The sequence below is a fragment of the Lautropia dentalis genome, assembly GCF_003892345.1.
Lineage (GTDB): Bacteria > Pseudomonadota > Gammaproteobacteria > Burkholderiales > Burkholderiaceae_E > Lautropia > Lautropia dentalis.
In genome coordinates this window covers 1226667-1243792 of sequence record NZ_RRUE01000002.1, presented here as the reverse complement: position 1 = coordinate 1243792, position 17126 = coordinate 1226667, and the positions used below count along the sequence as shown (strand labels likewise).

General features: G+C 63.0%; 14 protein-coding genes. 8 read left to right on the top strand and 6 right to left on the bottom strand.

Annotation, left to right across the window (positions count from 1 at the left end):
* Window positions 1-260 precede the first annotated feature (260 nt).
* Together EHV23_RS13000 and EHV23_RS12995 are read left to right on the top strand one after the other, a co-directional pair.
* Window positions 261-1553, top strand: coding sequence for a M23 family metallopeptidase (locus tag EHV23_RS13000; protein WP_158615975.1), 1293 nt, complete (start codon window positions 261-263; stop codon window positions 1551-1553).
* Window positions 1554-1712: 159 nt separating this feature from the next.
* Window positions 1713-2966: an anhydro-N-acetylmuramic acid kinase gene (locus EHV23_RS12995; protein ID WP_125096440.1), complete on the top strand. Its 1254-nt coding sequence runs from the start codon at window positions 1713-1715 to the stop codon at window positions 2964-2966.
* A gap of 407 nt (window positions 2967-3373) precedes the next feature.
* On the opposite strand, the gene erpA is transcribed toward EHV23_RS12995, so the two are convergent.
* From erpA to rplM, 4 genes are all read right to left on the bottom strand, one after another.
* The gene (gene erpA, locus EHV23_RS12990; protein ID WP_125096439.1) at window positions 3374-3724 is read right to left on the bottom strand and encodes an iron-sulfur cluster insertion protein ErpA; all 351 of its coding nucleotides are present in this window, start codon (window positions 3722-3724) and stop codon (window positions 3374-3376) included.
* Window positions 3725-3810: 86 nt separating this feature from the next.
* Window positions 3811-4197: a bactofilin family protein gene (locus EHV23_RS12985; protein WP_158615974.1), complete on the bottom strand. Its 387-nt coding sequence runs from the start codon at window positions 4195-4197 to the stop codon at window positions 3811-3813.
* A 250-nt stretch (window positions 4198-4447) separates the two neighbouring features.
* Window positions 4448-4840, bottom strand: a complete 393-nt coding sequence (rpsI, locus tag EHV23_RS12980) for a 30S ribosomal protein S9 (protein WP_125096437.1) — start codon at window positions 4838-4840, stop codon at window positions 4448-4450.
* A gap of 20 nt (window positions 4841-4860) precedes the next feature.
* Window positions 4861-5289, bottom strand: a complete 429-nt coding sequence (gene rplM / locus EHV23_RS12975; RefSeq protein ID WP_125096436.1) for a 50S ribosomal protein L13 — start codon at window positions 5287-5289, stop codon at window positions 4861-4863.
* Between rplM and EHV23_RS12970 the strand changes: the two genes are divergently transcribed.
* From EHV23_RS12970 to EHV23_RS12950, 5 genes are all read left to right on the top strand, one after another.
* Window positions 5288-5467, top strand: a complete 180-nt coding sequence (locus EHV23_RS12970; RefSeq protein WP_125096435.1) for a hypothetical protein — start codon at window positions 5288-5290, stop codon at window positions 5465-5467. The genes rplM and EHV23_RS12970 overlap by 2 nt on opposite strands.
* A 501-nt stretch (window positions 5468-5968) precedes the next feature.
* Window positions 5969-6400 carry an OsmC family protein gene (locus EHV23_RS12965; RefSeq protein WP_125096434.1) on the top strand — a complete coding sequence of 144 codons (432 nt, stop codon included), beginning with the start codon at window positions 5969-5971 and terminating at the stop codon, window positions 6398-6400.
* Window positions 6401-6769: 369 nt separating this feature from the next.
* Window positions 6770-7798 carry a porin gene (locus EHV23_RS12960; protein WP_125096433.1) on the top strand — a complete coding sequence of 343 codons (1029 nt, stop codon included), beginning with the start codon at window positions 6770-6772 and terminating at the stop codon, window positions 7796-7798.
* Window positions 7799-8624: 826 nt separating this feature from the next.
* The gene (locus tag EHV23_RS12955) at window positions 8625-9647 is read left to right on the top strand and encodes a porin (protein ID WP_125096432.1); all 1023 of its coding nucleotides are present in this window, start codon (window positions 8625-8627) and stop codon (window positions 9645-9647) included.
* A 1093-nt stretch (window positions 9648-10740) separates the two neighbouring features.
* A complete protein-coding gene (locus tag EHV23_RS12950; RefSeq protein ID WP_125096431.1) occupies window positions 10741-11484 on the top strand; it encodes an OmpA family protein in 744 nt (247 codons plus the stop codon).
* A gap of 284 nt (window positions 11485-11768) precedes the next feature.
* Here EHV23_RS12950 and EHV23_RS12945 read toward each other — a convergent pair whose 3' ends face one another.
* The gene (locus EHV23_RS12945) at window positions 11769-13475 is read right to left on the bottom strand and encodes an AMP-binding protein (RefSeq protein ID WP_125096430.1); all 1707 of its coding nucleotides are present in this window, start codon (window positions 13473-13475) and stop codon (window positions 11769-11771) included.
* A gap of 1470 nt (window positions 13476-14945) precedes the next feature.
* On the opposite strand from EHV23_RS12945, the gene EHV23_RS12940 reads away from it, so the two are divergent.
* On the top strand, window positions 14946-15755 hold the full coding sequence (locus EHV23_RS12940; protein WP_125096429.1) for a LuxR C-terminal-related transcriptional regulator: 810 nt from the start codon (window positions 14946-14948) through the stop codon (window positions 15753-15755).
* Between the two features lie 875 nt (window positions 15756-16630).
* Here the strand turns inward: EHV23_RS12940 and EHV23_RS12935 are convergent.
* A partial coding sequence (locus tag EHV23_RS12935) for an integrase core domain-containing protein (protein ID WP_148098598.1) occupies window positions 16631-17126 on the bottom strand: 496 nt, incomplete at its 5' end.

The window sequence follows — 17126 nt, the reverse complement described above, 5'->3', positions numbered from 1 at the left end:
GCTTTCTGCACCCCTCTGACCGCCACCCGTCGGCCCACCAGGCCGGCACGTCGGCAGGGGTCTTGCCGCAGCAAGCCCGGGAGCCGGTGCGCGCGCCCTCTGTCCGGGGGCGCCCACCAAAAAGACGGGAACAGCAGCCAGTACGATCTGGCCTCCCGCCTCTGCTCGAAGATTCTACCCGAGGCTTTCAGGCGGCGGCCCAGTTCTTCCCCCGGTTCTCTGACGCCAGAAGACCGGGCAGCCCGCTTCCGACTGTCCGCATGCACACCTCACACGGCAAACGACTCGCTTCAGCCCTTGGCGCGGCCCTGTCCGTCGCCACCCTGACCGCCTTCGCCGTCGCTCCGCTGACCGAAGAGCCGCCTCCGCACGCCCGGATCATCGAACCCGTCTCCCTGTCCCCGCAGGCCCTGCCCACGGCCGGCAGCTTCCGCCGCGAAATCACCATCTCCCGCGGCGAATCCGTGGGCAGCCTGCTGCGCAAGCTCGGCCAGCAGGACATGTCCCTCATCGACTTCGTCCGCCGCAACGGCACCGCGCGCAAACTGCTCGGCCTCACGCCGGGCACCACCGTCACGGCCACGCTCGACCAGCAGAACCACATCCAGTCGCTCAGCTACCCGCTGCCCTACGACAGCCAGGGCAGCACCCCGCCACAGCGCCTGCTGCTGTCGCTCAAAAACGGCAAATGGTCGGCCGAGGTGGTCAACCACACGCTCGAACGCCGCCTGGTCACCCGCTCGGCCCGCATCACCAGCACGCTCTTTGCCGCCACCGATGCCGCCGGCATTCCGTCGGCCATCACCGCCCGCATCGCCGAGGTGTTCGGTTCCGACATCGACTTTCACCGCGAGGTCAAGAAGGGCGACCGCCTGCGCCTGGTCTACGAAATGTTCGTCGACCCGGCCTCGGTGGGAGAAGGCCAGCCGGGCCGCATCCTGGCCATCGAGTACGTCTCCGGCAAGCGCCGGCTGGACGCCCTCTGGTTCGCCCGCCCCGATGGCGAAGGCGACTACTACAGCTTCGACGGCCAGGCCCTGAAGCGCCGCTTCCTGCGCTCGCCGCTCGAATACACCCGCATCAGCTCCGGCTTCACGCTGGGCCGCCGCCACCCCGTATTCCGCGACTGGCGTGCCCACAAGGGCATCGACTACGCCGCCCCCACCGGCACCAAAATCCGTACCGTGGCCGACGGCAAGGTCGAGTTCATCGGCCAGCAGCGCGGCTATGGCAATGTCATCATCGTCAAGCACGACGACGTGCAGCGTACCCTGTACGCCCACATGTCGCGCTTCTCGCCCTCGCTGAAGCTGGGCGACAGCGTCAAACAGGGTCAGGTCATCGGCGAAGTGGGCCAGACCGGCTGGGCCAGCGGTCCACACCTGCACTTCGAGTTCCAGGTCAACGGCCAGCAGATCGACCCCAACACCATGCTGCCGCAGCCCGTACCCGCCCTCGACACCGCCAGCCGCGAACAGCTTCGTGCCCAGGCCTCCAGGGTCATCGACCTGATGCGCTGGCAGGAAGCCACCAACGTGGCCTCGTTCGAGTAACGGCAACGGCAGCGCCATACTCGCACACAGGCCCGCGGCACACCGCGTCCTGCTGAACGCCGCCCAGCGCAGATGCCGGGCAGACCCTCCGGGGTCTGGCACATCGTCCAGCCGCCGACGCACGCCGCCACTGGCGTGCGTTTTCATATGCACTGCCCCATGCCCGACACGGAACACACGCACTTCCCCGGCTCAGCCCCGTCCCCCCAGCCCGATGACGAGATCCACATCGGCCTGATGTCCGGCACCAGCATGGATGGTGTTGACGGCGTCATGCTCGCCTTCGCCCCCGAAGGGCACATCCGTACCACCCTGGGCCACGCCTTCCTGCCCATGCCGGAAGCCCTGCGCCAGCAGCTCACCGCCCTGCAGCACCCAGCCCACGACGAACTGCGCAGCGCCGCCCTGGCCAGCCAGACACTGGCCGATCTCTATGCCGGCTGCGTCAGTGCCCTGCTGCAGCAGGCCGGCCTGCCTGCGGGCCGCATCCGTGCCCTGGGCGCCCACGGCCAGACCGTGCGTCATGCTCCTGCCGAAAACTGGAGCCTGCAACTGCTCGACGCCCCGCGCCTGGCCGAGCGCACCGGCATCGATGTCGTGGCCGACCTGCGCAGCGCCGACATCGCCGCCGGCGGCCACGGCGCCCCCCTGATGCCGGCCTTCCATGCCCACCTGTTTGCAGACCATCCAGGGCGCTTCGGCATCCTGAACCTGGGCGGCATCGCCAATCTGACGGTGATCGACAGCAGTCCCACTGCCACAAATACCAGCCCGCCAGCCCCCCCGGGCGTCGGCATCTCCAGCAATACCGGCGCAGGTACCAGCCCGGCCGTCCATATCAGCGGCTACGACACTGGCCCCGCCAACACGCTGCTGGACGGCTGGATCGAGCACCACCAAGGCAAACGTTACGACCACCAGGGGCAATGGGCCGCCAGCGGGCGGATCATCCCATCCCTGCTGCACGCCCTGATGGCCGAACCTTATTTTGGTCTGCGCCCCCCCAAGAGCACCGGTCGCGACCTCTTCAACCTGCCGTGGCTGCAGCAGCACCTGCAGCAGCACCAGCAACGGCACGGCCAGGCATCCCCCGAAGATGTCCAGGCCACCCTGCTCGCCCTCACGGCCGAAACCACCGCCACCGCCATCCGCGCCGCGCGCCCCTCGGCCGTCTACGTCTGTGGCGGTGGCGCCGAGAACCCCGTGCTGATGCAGGCCATCCAGCAGGCCGTGGGCCCGAATACCCGCGTCCAGAGCACCGCCGCCCTGGGCATCGCCCCACAAGCCGTCGAAGCCAGTGGATTTGCCTGGCTGGCCCGCCAGCACGTGCACCGCATCCCCATCGACCTGCCGCCCATCACCGGGGCCCGTCACCCGAGCCTGCTGGGCGCCCTGCATCTGGCCTCGCGCTGAGACCTCACACTGAAGCCTCACGCCGGAGCCCTGCACCGGAACCTCACGCCAGAGTCTCACGCAGGAACCCCACGCCAGAACCCCACGCCGAGGCCTCAACCCCCGCAACAAAAGCGTAGAAATCAGGGGCGCGTCCCGCGCGAAGACCGCGTCGCACAAAGCCGCGCCCCACGCAAAAAAACCGCGCGCCCTGCAGATCATCCTTGTTCGCGTCCCACACGAGCTGCCAATACGACAACGCCCTGCCCGGCGCAACACACCGGAACAGGGCGCTCATGCTCATGCACGGCCTGCAAGCGATGGAGGAAAGACCACCCAACGGCGCCTTCCCCAGCCCATTCCTGGGCAGCGGCAGCCCCACAGCTGCCATCCGGCCCCATCAGGCCATCACGACACCATGCCAGCCATCAGGCCGAGAACGACGAACCACAGCCACAGGTCGTCGACGCATTCGGATTCTTGATCACGAACTGCGCGCCCTGCAGATCATCCTTGTAGTCGATCTCGGCACCGACCAGATACTGGAAGCTCATCGCATCGATCAGCAGTGTCACGCCGTTCTTTTCCATCACGGTATCGTCTTCGGCCACATCCTCGTCGAAGGTGAAGCCATACTGGAAGCCGGAACAACCGCCCCCCTGAACGAACACCCGCAACTTCAGGTCCGGATTGCCCTCTTCCTGGATCAGCTCGCCCACCTTCACGGCGGCGCTGTCGGTAAAGAGAAGCGGTGGAGGCATTTCTGCAACTTCAGACATAGATCCTGTACTCCTGAGAGAGCGCTAAAACCAATAACCGGGCGCCCATCGCACACATCATAGAGGCTCTTCGGCGTTCAGACACCTTATTTGCGACCGACGGCGACCAGTTTCAAGCCTGCTTCATCACTATCGTAAGCCTTCAGCGAGCCGGTGACCAGTGCACCATGCTCGAGCTGCAGGTCGCGATACAGCACATCCCCATGCAGCCGGGCCCCCGCCTGCACATACAGCCGCTTGCTGGCCCTGATGGGACCGTTGACCGTGCCGGCCACCTGCACCACAGCCGCCTCGATGGCCCCATCCACGCGACCCGAAGAGGCCACCCGCACGGCACTGCTGCGCACGTCCTCGGCCTGTATCGTGCCGTCGACACGTCCCTCCACCTCCAGACGCCCGGAAAAGCGCACCGCGCCCTCCACGCGGGCACCACGGCCAATGCGGTGTACGGTTCTGGATCGCTCTCGTTTCATACCATGCTCGTCTGCGGCGTGAGGGAAAAGCCCCATTCCATTCCGGTCTGCCCCAACGGCAGACATGCTCGCACGGAAGCCCGAACAGGGAACCCCGGACACGTCATCCCGGGCATCAAAATCTGGCCGGGCAATCCCGAACACTGAAACCCGGACACGACAAAGGGCGCCTGGTGCGCCCTTGGTCGGAATGAGACCAGAAACCTGCTCCCCCCTGCCCCACAGGACAAAGGCAGCAGGCCAGCCTGCATCAACGCTTGGAGAACTGCTTGGCCCGGCGGGCTTTGCGCAGACCCACTTTCTTGCGCTCCACTTCGCGGGCGTCGCGGGTCACCAGACCGGCGGACGACAGCGCGGGCTTGAGCGTTTCGTCGAAATCGATCAGGGCGCGGGTAATGCCGTGACGAACGGCACCAGCCTGACCGGACTCGCCGCCGCCATGCACGTTGACGCGGATGTCGAACGTGGTGGCTGCGTCGGCCACGACCAGCGGCTGACGCACGATCATGCGGCCGCTCTCACGCGAGAAGTAGGTATCCAGATCACGGCCGTTGACGGTGATCTTGCCAGTGCCGCGCCGGATGAAGACCCGGGCGACGGAAGTCTTGCGACGGCCAGTGCCGTAGTTGTATTCGCCGATCATGGGATCTGACTCTCCGGTATTCAGAACTGCAGGGGTTTGGGCTGCTGGGCGGCGTGCGGATGGGTGTCTTCCGCATAGACCTTCAGCTTCTTGATCATGGCGTAACCGAGCGGGCCTTTCGGCAGCATGCCCTTGACGGCCTTCTCGAGCGCACGGCCGGGGAAGCGGTCCTGCATTTTGGAGAACGTCGTGGAGGAGATGCCACCCGGGTAGCCGCTGTGACGGTGGTAGACCTTGTTGTCGGCCTTGGTGCCGGTCACGCGGATTTTGCCGGCGTTGACCACGACGATGAAATCGCCGGTGTCGACGTGCGGGGTGAATTCGGGCTTGTGCTTGCCACGCAAGCGGCGGGCGATCTCGGCGGCGAGACGGCCCAGCACCTGGTCCGTACCATCCACGACATACCAGTCGCGCTGAACCTCATGTGCCTTAGCGGAGAAAGTCTTCATGTTGCCTGGCGATAAAAACGCCACCTGTAATTGGGGTCTGTGCCGAAGCGTGGCGACCATGGAGCATCCCGAAGGACGCTCCCAGACGACGCTGTCGATGGCGCCGCAGGCCGGGGTCAACCAGAGTCCGCGCCTTGAAACGCGCCCGGCAATGAACTTCGATTCGGAAAGCTTTTGATTGTAGCGTCAAATTTCGGCCTGCGTCAAAGATCACAGGCCGTTGGGCTCAATATTATGCAACTTCCTGCCGGAAAGTGCACCCCCGGGCTCCGGCCGCACGCCCACGTCGCTTTCATCACACCGCCCCCCTTCCTCTGCATGTCCCCCTGCATACTCCTTCCACACCAGGGCGAAGACATCCTCCAGGCACGCACGCATGACGGCGTGCCAGTGCATTGGATCTATCGGAAACACTACCCCCGTTACCATGTTCGCATCCCGGACACCCGGTGGCTTCGGCCAGCCAGGCCCAGCGTGACTGCTCCCCCAATCATCCATGCCCCCGGGGGGATGTCACCAACAGCCACCTTGCCCCGCACGGCAAAGTGGGACACAGGAGCGAAAGCGTTCACGACACGCTCTAGAATCCCCACACTTCAGTCCGGCGGGCACCCCCCCATGCCCGCCCTGTACATCACCCTGCCACGGCAGGAACACCGGAACACCAGGAACCCGCATCATGAAAACCAACGTCCAGTGGATGGGCCCCGGCACCATGCGCTTCATCGCCGACACCGGCAGCGGCCACACCCTCGCCATGGATGGCGCCCCCGAAGGCGGCGGCCACAACCTCGCCGCCCGCCCCATGGAGCTGATGCTGGCCGGCGCCGGCGGTTGCACCGCCTACGATGTCGTCCTCATTCTGAAGAAGGGCCGTCATGACGTGCGCGGCTGCCAGGTCCAGCTCGACGCCGAACGCGCCGACACCGACCCCAAGGTCTTCACCCGCATCAAGGTGCACTTCATCGTGCGCGGCCGCAGCCTCAACCCCACCCAGGTCGAGCGTGCCGTCAGGCTGTCGCATGACAAGTACTGCTCGGCCATGGCCATGCTGGCAAAAACGGCCACCATCGATCTGAGCTGGGAGATCGTCGAAGACCTCGACGGCTGAGAATCCCCCTCCCCACCAAACCACCCCATACCTCAAAACAACAGCCCCGGTTCCCTCCAACCGCCCCCATCATCACGGGCCACTGCACATCGATCCTCCCAAACTGCTTGAAGAAAAGCCCCTGGAGCGGCCCGCAAAGCCCCCTCCGCCCAGACCGCTCAAGCTGCCGCCTGGCGACACGCCCGTGGCGCAAACGCAACAATCACCGTGTTTTTGGCATCGTTTGGCGCTGCTTTCTTTGACCCCCCCGGGAATTTGAGGACAATAGATTCAACTTCCCACCGGGCGAAAGGCCCGGGGAGTTTCGATTTCGGTAACGCGCCTGGCAACGGTCGTACCGATCGAGTCCAGAAACCTAGGAGATTGACAATGAAAAAATCGCTTGTTGCACTGGCCGTTGCGGCAGCACTGCCCGCATTTGCCCAGGCCCAGACCAGCATCCAGCTGACTGGTAGCGTCGACGTTGCCGTGGAAAGCCTGAACAAGGAAGCCAGCGGCACCGGCAAGAGCGACCTGCAGATCAACGACGGCATCTGGGGCGGCTCCCGGGTCGGCATCGTTGGCTCGGAAGAGCTGGGCTCCGGCCTGAAAGCCCTGTTCAACCTGGAATACCGCGCCCGCGCCGACAACGGTCGCCTGAAATATTCCGACAACACCTACTGGGAAGATTCCTACGTGGGCCTGTCGGGTGGCTTCGGTACCGTGCTGCTGGGCCGCATGGACACCCCGATGGCTGATGTCGTCAAGATGGGCGACCAGACCGATGGCAGCTGGTACTACAGCGCCGACGGCCTGGCCGGCATCGCCGACAAGGCCAACAACGTCGTCGCCTATCAGACCCCCAGCCTGGGTGGCCTGAAAGTTACGGCCGCCTACGCTGCCGGTGAAGCCACCGAGCCCGCCGGCAACGACAAGCTGAACAAGCTGAACGACACCTACTCCATCGGTGCCACCGGTGACTGGGGTATCTTCACCTTCGGCGTGGGCTATCAGTCCATCGACGGCGCCAAGATCAACAACATCAAACGCACCCAGCAGATCGCCGCCTCCATCGGCACCAAACTGGGCGACTTCGGCGCTGGCCTGGGCTATGGCCAGTCGCAGGTCAAGGCCGAAACGGGCTCCAACCCGGCCAAGAACAAGGCCTACTACGCCAGCTTCAGCTATGCCGTGTCGGATGCCGGTACCGTGTACCTGAACTACCTGCGCAGCGAAAAACCGAACCAAACCAGCCAGCTGCTGAAGGACAAGGAAAACGGCCTCGGCCTGACCTACGCGCACGGCCTGAGCAAACGTACCTACGTGTACGGCACCGTGGGCATCGGCAAGGCCGAAGTTCCGGGTCAGGACAACACCAAACCGCGCCGCGTCGCACTGGGTGTCCGTCACTTCTTCTGATCATCATCTGATCTGATGAAGCGCTCACCTGCCTCCGGGCAGGTGATGCCCCAGGCCCCCGTTCCCAGGAGCGGGGGTTTTTTATCGTCCCGTATATTGACTGCGTCTTGTCTGCATTATCTGGACCACATTTGCAGCCTGCGCCTTCATGCGCCCACCTGCCTCCAGCCAGCCTCCATCGGGCCTTTTGCCCCGAAACCTTTGTCCTGGCGTCCATGACAGACGCCCCCCTCTCCCTTCGCCCCAGCGCCCCCCTTCGGCTCCAGCGGCCACCTCTGACCCAACTGCGCCTCTTCCGTCCCAGCCCCCTCCATCCCAGCAATCCCTCCATCCCAGCAATCCCTCCATCCCAGCAATCCCTCCATCCCAGCAATCCCTCCATCCCAGCAATCCATCTATCCCAGCAATCCATCTATCCCAGCAATCCATCTATCCCAGCTATCCCTCCGTCCCAGCTACCCCCGCTGATCCAGCCAGCCCCCTGTTCCAGCCCAGCTCTCTACCCCGGCCCCTCTCCCGACCAGCAGCCGCTGGTCGCCCCGCACGCCCGGCCCGACAGGAACATCCACCCCCTGTCATATATCGTCAAGGCGCCTCTCGTTTCGTCAGACTCGCGACATCCTGTCGGAAAAATCGACACATTCCCCTGCCTGCCACACCAAATCTGTGGTTAATATGCATAGGCGCTTATGCCTGAAAACCGAAGATTGCTAGAATTTCATTGCCAGTTCTGCAGAGGCAGACGGCGTGGGGGACAACCCGAAAAAACCCTGCGCCATGGCAATGGCCTGAATTGATCAAGACCAGAAAGTTAGGAGATTGACTCATGAAAAAATCGCTTGTTGCGCTGGCCGTTGCGGCAGCCCTGCCAGCATTCGCTCAAGCCCAGACCTCCATCCAGCTGCTGGGCAGCGTTGACGTTGCCGTTGAAAGCCTGAACAAGGAAGCCAGCAGCACCGGCAAGAGCGACCTGCAGATCAACGACGGTATCTGGGGCGGCTCCCGCGTCGGCATCGTCGGCTCGGAAGACTTGGGCAACGGCCTGAAAGGCATCTTCAACCTGGAGTACCGCGCCCGTGCCGACAACGGCCGCCTGAACTCGTCCGGCCGCTTCTGGCAAGGCCAGTCGTGGGTGGGCCTGAGCGGTGGCTTCGGTACCGTCAAACTGGGCCGTCAGTCCATGCCGCTGACCCAGGCTGTCGAAGCCGGCGACGTGACGGGCCAGAGCTGGTACTACAGCTCGGACGCGCTGGCTGGCTACGTGAGCAAGAGTGACAACTCCATCACCTACGCCACTCCCTCGCTGGGCGGCCTGAAGATCTTTGCCGGTTACGCCGCAGGTGAGGCGACCGCTAGCAACAATACGCCCGACAACGGCAACCTGAACAAGCGCGACGACAGCTACTCGATCTCGGCCGTCGGTGACTGGAACATCTTCACCTTCGGTCTGGGCTATGAGTCCATCGACCGTGCCAAGATCAACAACGAGAAGCGCCGCAACCTGATTGCCGCCTCGCTGGGCACCAAACTGGGTGATTTCGGCGCTGGCCTGGCCTACCTGCAGAACGAACTCAAGTACGAAACCAGCAGCACCAAGAACAAGACCAAAGGCATCTCGGCCAGCCTGAGCTATGCCGTGTCCGACGCTGGCACCGCCTACCTGACGTACCGTCGTGACGACCCGCAAGGTCCGAACAACAACGAAAGCGGTATCGGCCTGACCTACTCGCACGGTCTGAGCAAACGCACCTATGTGTACGGCGCCGTGGGTATCGGCAAGGCCGAAGTCCCGGGCCAGGACGACACCAAACCTCGCCGCGTGGCTCTGGGTATCCGTCACTTCTTCTGATCCCCGCATCACGCAGCATCCGACGCCATCTCCGGATGGCGTCCCGAAAGGCTCTCAGCTTCGGTTGGGGGCTTTTTTTCTGGGCATGCCCAGCCCCCTGCCGCAGATGCCCGGCCTGGAACCGTAATAACCCAGAGAAAATCTGTAATGCCCCAGTAGAAACCTGCCCAGACCACAGCAGGCTGTGTAAAAAAGCGGCGTCTGCGCAGACAGAACGGTTTGGCCCATCACATGACAGGCGCTCTGGACATCCAGAACATGCGCCCAAAAAAAGGGGGCAAAGAAGTGTTTTACTTTAACCTGTTCCGGAGTGTCCTCAACGCCCCCGGAGCCGATCAGTCAAGGATCTATCGCAACCTGGCCATAGGGCCGGCGGTCGTTGCCTGTGCAAGCCTGATGCTCATGCTTACGCAGCCTCAACCATCAGAGCAGCGGTATACGATGAACGCCACCGTCGCCAGTATCCACCACGAGAGGCACGAATCAGGCAACCTGGTAACGATCGAGTTTCACGCTACTCACGGCCCAAAGGCACGGATACCCCTGGAATTCACCACAGCCCCGTTTCGACCCCGACTGGCCCCTGCCCGGCGACCAGATACAGTTGCGCTGCCGGGAAACACCCTGCGTCATCGAGCAAGTATTGGAAGCGCAGCCCGCGCAGGGGCAACAGCGTAAACCCATCATCATCAGGAACAACAGGAGCGGCTGGCGCGCCGGCCCAGGCACGATCACCATCATGTGTGCCACCGCCACACTGGTCCTGCTCGTCATATCACACATCAAAAAGCGCCCCTCCCCTCCCACACCAGAATGATGGACATTCGGCAATCCAGCCATGCGTGAGGGTCGGCGCCATCTTCACCCAGGTGGGTCAGTTTTACTTCGGCCCCCTGGGTCAGTTTTCAATCGGCGTTGACACTGGTTCCTCCCTGCAGCCTCAGCCCTTTCAACGGCGCCCCTTTCATCCCCGGAATCGTACGGAGTCCAAAAGGAAGAAGAACCAACCCTCATGGCCCCACCCTCCCCCTGACGATTGATAGAATCGGATGGTTATCATTCCGTTCCATCCAGCCCAGCACGAGGAATCCCCATGGCCCTGAACGACGAAGACACCACCACACGCACCGGCCTCTGGGTCGTGTTCTCCACCGTCACCATCCTGCTGGTTTCCCTCATCATCTGGGTACTCAGGCTGGGTGGCGCGGACACGGAAGCCTCGCAGCAGCCCGCAGCCCTCACACAGGCAGGCGCCCAGGCCGGCCAGGGCCACCAGCACGCCCACCCGGGCAATGACAGCGCCCACGAAGGCCACGACCCCAGCGCTGGCCAAGATGGCCACGGCGGTGATGCCAGTTCCGCAGCCCCCAACGGCCCGGACAGCGCCAGCCAGAACACACAGCCCCAGGACGCAGCCGCAGGCAGTACGGCCAGCAGCGCTGACAGCACCTCGGCCGCCGGAGCCAGCGCCGACAACGAAAACGACTTCGTTGCCTTCGATGTCGAAGGTCCCACCGAAGTCTCGGGTGTCGTTCACTTCGCCTCTGCATCGGCCGACATCTCCGCTGAAGACGCAGCCATCATCGCCTCCGTCGTCGAAGCCTTCAACGCCGCCGATGGCCGCAACATCCTGCTGGCCGGCTACCACGACCCCACCGGTGACGCCACCTTCAACCGCAACCTTGCCAAGAAGCGCGCCCTTGGCGTCCGTGATGCTCTCATCGCCAAAGGCGTCCCGGCCGAACGCATCATCATGCGCAAGCCCGAACAGACCGCCGGCAGCGGTACCCACGCCGAGGCCCGCCGCGTCGAACTCCTGCTGATCGACGCCGACTGAGCAGGTTTCCACTGGGTTCTTACAGAGACAAGGCAATCCCACCAGGCAGCGGCATGCCATGACCGCCTGATCGCTCCACTTCTGGTATCGATCAAAACAGGGGTTTACCCCGCGACGGCTGATCACCCTGCCCCTGATATCGATCAGAAATGGGAGGCTTACCAAAGCGCTGCAGTACAGCGCCTGCCAGGAGAGCCCTCTTTTCTGAAACGCCCCCCCTGAAACCGAAGGCCAGAGCCCGGCACTCCGCCAGCCTCTGGCCTTTTTCATGAGCGCAGCCAGCCTCAGCGCCCATCCAACTCCGGCACCACCGTGCCATCACGCAGCTGCCGGCGCAACACCTTGCCCACATCACTCTTGGGCAGCGCCTTCACAAAGCTTACGATCCGCGGCCGCTTGTAGCCCGTCAACCGCTCCGCACAATGCGCCTGCAGCGCGGCTTCGTCCAGCGCCCCATCCCTGCGCACCACAAACGCCTTCACCGCCTGCCCCGAACGCTCGTCCTCCACCCCGACAACCGCACACTCCTTCACCCCGGGGTGACTCAGCACCACGTCCTCCACCTCATTGGCATACACATTGAAGCCCGACACCAGAATCATGTCCTTCTTCCGGTCCAGCAACCGCAGAAAGCCCCGCTCATCCAGCACCCCCACATCCCCGGTGCGGAAGAAGCCATCGGGCGTCATGAACTGTTTTGTCTCGGCCTCACGCTGCCAGTACCCTGCCATGAGCTGAGGCCCGCGCACCGCCACCTCACCCTCCTGCCCCACCGGCAGCGGCTGCTGGTTCTCGTCCAGAATCCGGATCTCCGTCGACGGCAGCGGCAACCCCGCCGTCCCGTCATGCAGCGTCGTATCCGTCGGCGTACACGCCACCGTCGGCGACGTCTCCGTCATCCCATAGCCCTCGCACACCGGGCAGCCCGTCACCTCCTGCCAGCGCGCCGCCACCGCCGACGGTACCGCCATCCCCCCTGCCAGCGAAATCCGCAGATTCGAAAAATCCAGCTGCCGGAACCCTTCGTGCCCCATCAGCATGTTGTAAAGCGTACTGAGCCCCGGAAACACCACCACCTTGTGGGGCTTGAGCGCCTTCACCACCGCATCCACGTCCCGCGGGTTGGGAATGAGGATCAGCTTGCCCCCCAGATGCAACCCCACCAGCATGCAGATCGTAAACGCATAGATGTGATAGAGCGGCAGCGCCGTCACAAACACCGGCGGGCCCTCCGGTCGCGGACGCCCCGGCTGATCCATCGCCGGATGGAACCACGCACAATCCTGCAGCACGTTCGCCACGATATTGCGCTGCGTCAGCATCGCCCCCTTCGACACCCCCGTCGTCCCACCGGTGTACTGCAGCACCGCCACATCCGACGACACCACCTCCGGCACCCGGAACGGCAACCTGGCCCCCCGCGACATCACCTCCCCAAAACGGATCGCCCCCGGCAGCCGGAAGGCCGGCACCATCTTCTTCACCCGGCGCACCACAAAATTGGTCACCCAGCCCTTCAATGGCCCCAGCAGATCCCCCATCGAAACCAGCACCACCTGACGAACCACCGTCTGCGCCAGCACCTTCTCCACCGTGTGCGCAAAATTCTCCATCACCAGCAGAACCTCGGCCCCCGAATCCTTAAGCTGATGCTCCAGCTCTCGCGGCGTATACAGCGGATTCACATTCACCGCCGCCATGCCCGCGCGCATCACCCCGATCAGCGCCACCACGTAGGCATGGCAGTTCGGCATCATCAGCGCCACCCGGCTCCCCCGAGCCAGAGACAGCGACTGAAGCCACGCCGCAAACTGCGCCGACAACCGGTCCAGATCCCCATAACGCAGCACCTTGCCCAGACACACCACCGCATCACGGTCTGCGTACAGCCGCATCACCTCCTCCAGCAACGCCGCCACAGACGGATAACTGTCCGGATCGATCTCGGCTGGCACCCCTGCCGGATAACTCTTCAGCCACACATGCTCCAAAGCACACCTCCACACCCAATGACCATGAAACACCCGAAGCCTACTGATTTTCGGCCGTATTGTCGGTGAATTTGTCATCAGGCGTTGCCACACCACCAACCGCCCATCGGCCGGCGTCATCCGCAGCACGTTCCGGAGCACGTCATCCCGTGGCAGATGCAGGCCTGCAGTCGCAACAACCCAGGTAATCCCCCAGTATTTACCCCCACCACCCGCTACCTGGAGCAAGCCATGGGTCCATCCGTCCCCACGCCATATCCTTTGGGTTGGCCCCGAATCTATGCTCCGCTGGTGTTGCCCTGCCCGGCAGGGCGGCAGCGCCAGCCCTCAACTTCACAATGGAGGCCCCACCAGTCACCAACCAACCAGCCACCCCAACCACCTGTTCCTTGCCCCTCACACCTCGGCACCTCAGCACTTCGCTCCTCGCTCCCTGCTCCTGCTCCCTCTCCCTGCTCCCTCTCCCTGCTCCCTCTCCCTGCTCTTGCCCCTACCCTTGCCCCTGCCCCAACCCATTCATTGCCCATGCTCTCTGTTCTCTGATCCTTACCCCGCCTCCCTCTACTACCTGTCCTGGTCCCTGCTCTCTCCCCACAATCTTCTGCTCTCCGCCCCTTTCTACGCTTGTCCTCACTCAAACCTCTTCAACCCCGGATCCCGGCGACAGACCCCGAAGTCTGCAGCCTGGAACTTGTCATGGGCTCATCGTCTCCGCGCCTCCCCGCTGCACATGCAGGACAACGCAGCAGGGCCGCAGAATCGTCGATAGATCAAGGCACTGCAAAACAGCCATACTCACCCACAGGGGTAGCCTCCGGGTTGGTCCAGAATCCGTGGGTTGACAAGCTGCCGCGCAGGCAAAACGGCCGCCTTGCCAGGCAGGGCAACGCCAGCAGCGCACGAACTCGGGGCCAGCACGGGGACAAATGAGTCCATGGCACACGCTAGATCAAATGGTCTAGGCCATGTGACCACCACGAGAACGCTGCACATCCACACGAACAGCAAATCCCCTACGCTACGCAACGACACCCCTGGCTTCCAGCACAGAAACCAGCCGTGCCGCAACGGCCGTGTCGCGAAATCAGCCAGAAAGCCCGCAGCTCACCAGTACGGTTCCAACGCAACACGTCGTCCCATCACCATGCCCCCCCTGCCCGGGGAGCAAAAGCTGCGATGCATAAACACCGCAAGCGCCCCACAAAACCATTGACCGGGCCTGGATCACGAACCACCGACACCCACCCCCACGAAACCATGCTTGCCGGTCTGAATGGCAGGTTCGCACATCGGCAAGACGAACAATTGCCAAAAAAATCACACCAAAATGGAGCACTCCGCCCAACAGAAAATCTGGCCATCACATCGTGTGACTTATGCCCTCGCAATGCAATCGCAGATCCTCAAGAATACGTCTAACGGCGCAACGCGCTCCTTTCAACCGCCAATCACCTTTTAGGCAGTACCATCATGCGGGAAAAAATTCTTCTTCTGGTCGACGATCAGGCCAACGCTCGCAACGCCATCCGCTCCCTCATCCACACCATCGATGACAGCCTTTTCATCATCCCGGCAACCAGCCTCGAAGAAGCAACCCGCCTGATCCAGGAAGGCATCACCCCGGCACTGACACTGCTGGACCTGCAAATGCCCAACAGCCGGCACCCCGTCAACGGCATCGAAACACTGCGGATCTTCCGCAGGCACTGCCCCACAATGCCGGTCCTTGCCATGCTGGACCACGAGGTCCCGGACATCGACTCAGCCTGCAAACAGGAAGGCATCCTCGGTCTCATCCACAAGGACGCCGAAACCCGGGTTGTCGCCCAGATCTTCTGCAACGCCGTGGTCAAGGCCGGCATCCCACTGACCAAGGGCAAGAAGAACAACGACGACTCCGGCAGCACACCGCCCCCGACCATCAATGCCGCCGTTTTCATCCCTTACGATGATGGCAGGGACGCTGTCAACCACAACACGATGTCCATCCCCCCCATCAATCCCGACACGCAGGAGCGGCTGATCGACTTCAACATGCCATCGCGCGAATATCGCGACGGCCGGCACCTGGGATTCACCGTTCGTCAGCGTACCGTCCTCCAGCTGGTCGCCAAAGGCTTCTCCAACAAAGCCATCTGCCGGGCCCTTGACATGGCCGAAGGCACCGTCAAAATCCACGTCAGCTCGATCCTGCGCCTTCTGCGTGTTTCCTCACGCAGCCAGGTCGCCATGGCAGCCATCCAGTACGGCATCGTCATCGAAGGCATCAACGAGAAATAAACCCGCAACGGTCCCTCCCCCACGGGGCCAGACACCTGCACAACAGGCAGGGCTGGCCCCACAACACCGCCATCAGCACTGAGACACCTTCGTCAGCCGTTACGCAGAACACATACCATCAAGAAGGGCCGTCCCGGAAGGCACCTTTGTGTTCCCCGGTGTCAGGAAGACATTCTCAGCACTACCTGCTGCACCAACGGCAGCGGCAGATGAACTCCGGCTGCCTGCCAAGCGTGACGTGCAACCACTTGCATGGCCGGTTGGAGTCATGCTACTGTGCCAAGGACATCAGCGGTTCACCATAAGCGACCAGCCCGCTGCGGACCAATTGATGTTGGAGTAATGCTGCAGTGCAATGCCGGCAATGGATTCGCCGGATGACAGGCACCGAGCAATGATTTCGGCCTTGAACTCGCGGGTAAAGCTTCGGCGGGTAGGGCCGGACTACAATATGGTGTTGGTGAACAGGAGAGGAGGCCCCTCTGTACAAAGAGGCTCAAGAACGCGTATAGGCCATGCTGCGTTCAAAGCGAGGTCACCGCGTGCTTACGGACCAGGTTAGTGTTGTGTTGCCGTCATGCTATTGGGACAACGCCGACAACGGGCTCGCTGGGTGAAAGTCGCTGGGCGATAACGTTGGCCGTAAACTCGCCGGAAAAGCTACGACGTGTGCAGCCAGCTGGCAGTCTCGTGTGGAGAGCGTGGGCTGGGCTCCTCTATTCAGGAATCCTACCAACACCTGTGGGATGCGCCGCTTTCAAGATGTAGAAATTGGCTGCTTACCTTGACAGCACAGCGTACATGTACAGTTTTGGTGTCTGAACACCAAAACAAGTGCCCACTTGATTGTAATGACCCAGCGGAACCTGCACAGTTCATGCCGCTAAAGCGTAAGCTTCGGCGGGTGTCTTCATGTTCAGCGCCTGATGTGGGCGCTGCTGGTTGTAGAACCGGATCCAGTCACCCAGTACACGGCTGGCGTGCTGCAGGGATTCGAACCGGTGCCGGTGGGCACACTGCTCCTTGATCGTGCGGATGACCCGCTCGACCATGCCGTTCTGCTCAGGGCTGTGTGGGGTGATGAACTCCTGCTGCAGGCCGTAGCTTCTGACCAGACGGGTATAGCTGCGGCTGGTGAACACCAGGCCATTGTCCGAGCGCAGCAGGAAGGGCCGTGGCACCCGTCCCAGGGTGCCGAACCGTGCGATCAGGGCATGCTCCAGCGCTGCTTCGGGCGTTTTGGCCCGGGCACTGCGCGAGAGCTGCCAGCCCAGCAATTCCCGGCTGTAGCAGTCGATGACGACTGCCAGCGTGCACCACTTGTCCTTGCCGGCCCAGATCCGGCACAGGTCGGTGGCCCAGCGCTCGTTG

Bases quoted from the DNA above. Each gene is read 5' to 3' on its own strand.
- EHV23_RS13000 (WP_158615975.1), top strand. From the start codon at position 261: ATGCACACCTCACACGGCAAACGACTCGCTTCAGCCCTTGGCGCGGCC.
- EHV23_RS12995 (WP_125096440.1), top strand. From the start codon at position 1,713: ATGCCCGACACGGAACACACGCACTTCCCCGGCTCAGCCCCGTCCCCC.
- erpA (WP_125096439.1), bottom strand. From the start codon at position 3,724: ATGTCTGAAGTTGCAGAAATGCCTCCACCGCTTCTCTTTACCGACAGC.
- EHV23_RS12985 (WP_158615974.1), bottom strand. From the start codon at position 4,197: ATGAAACGAGAGCGATCCAGAACCGTACACCGCATTGGCCGTGGTGCC.
- rpsI (WP_125096437.1), bottom strand. From the start codon at position 4,840: ATGATCGGCGAATACAACTACGGCACTGGCCGTCGCAAGACTTCCGTC.
- EHV23_RS12970 (WP_125096435.1), top strand. From the start codon at position 5,288: ATGTTGCCTGGCGATAAAAACGCCACCTGTAATTGGGGTCTGTGCCGA.
- rplM (WP_125096436.1), bottom strand. From the start codon at position 5,289: ATGAAGACTTTCTCCGCTAAGGCACATGAGGTTCAGCGCGACTGGTAT.
- EHV23_RS12965 (WP_125096434.1), top strand. From the start codon at position 5,969: ATGAAAACCAACGTCCAGTGGATGGGCCCCGGCACCATGCGCTTCATC.
- EHV23_RS12960 (WP_125096433.1), top strand. From the start codon at position 6,770: ATGAAAAAATCGCTTGTTGCACTGGCCGTTGCGGCAGCACTGCCCGCA.
- EHV23_RS12955 (WP_125096432.1), top strand. From the start codon at position 8,625: ATGAAAAAATCGCTTGTTGCGCTGGCCGTTGCGGCAGCCCTGCCAGCA.
- EHV23_RS12950 (WP_125096431.1), top strand. From the start codon at position 10,741: ATGGCCCTGAACGACGAAGACACCACCACACGCACCGGCCTCTGGGTC.
- EHV23_RS12940 (WP_125096429.1), top strand. From the start codon at position 14,946: ATGCGGGAAAAAATTCTTCTTCTGGTCGACGATCAGGCCAACGCTCGC.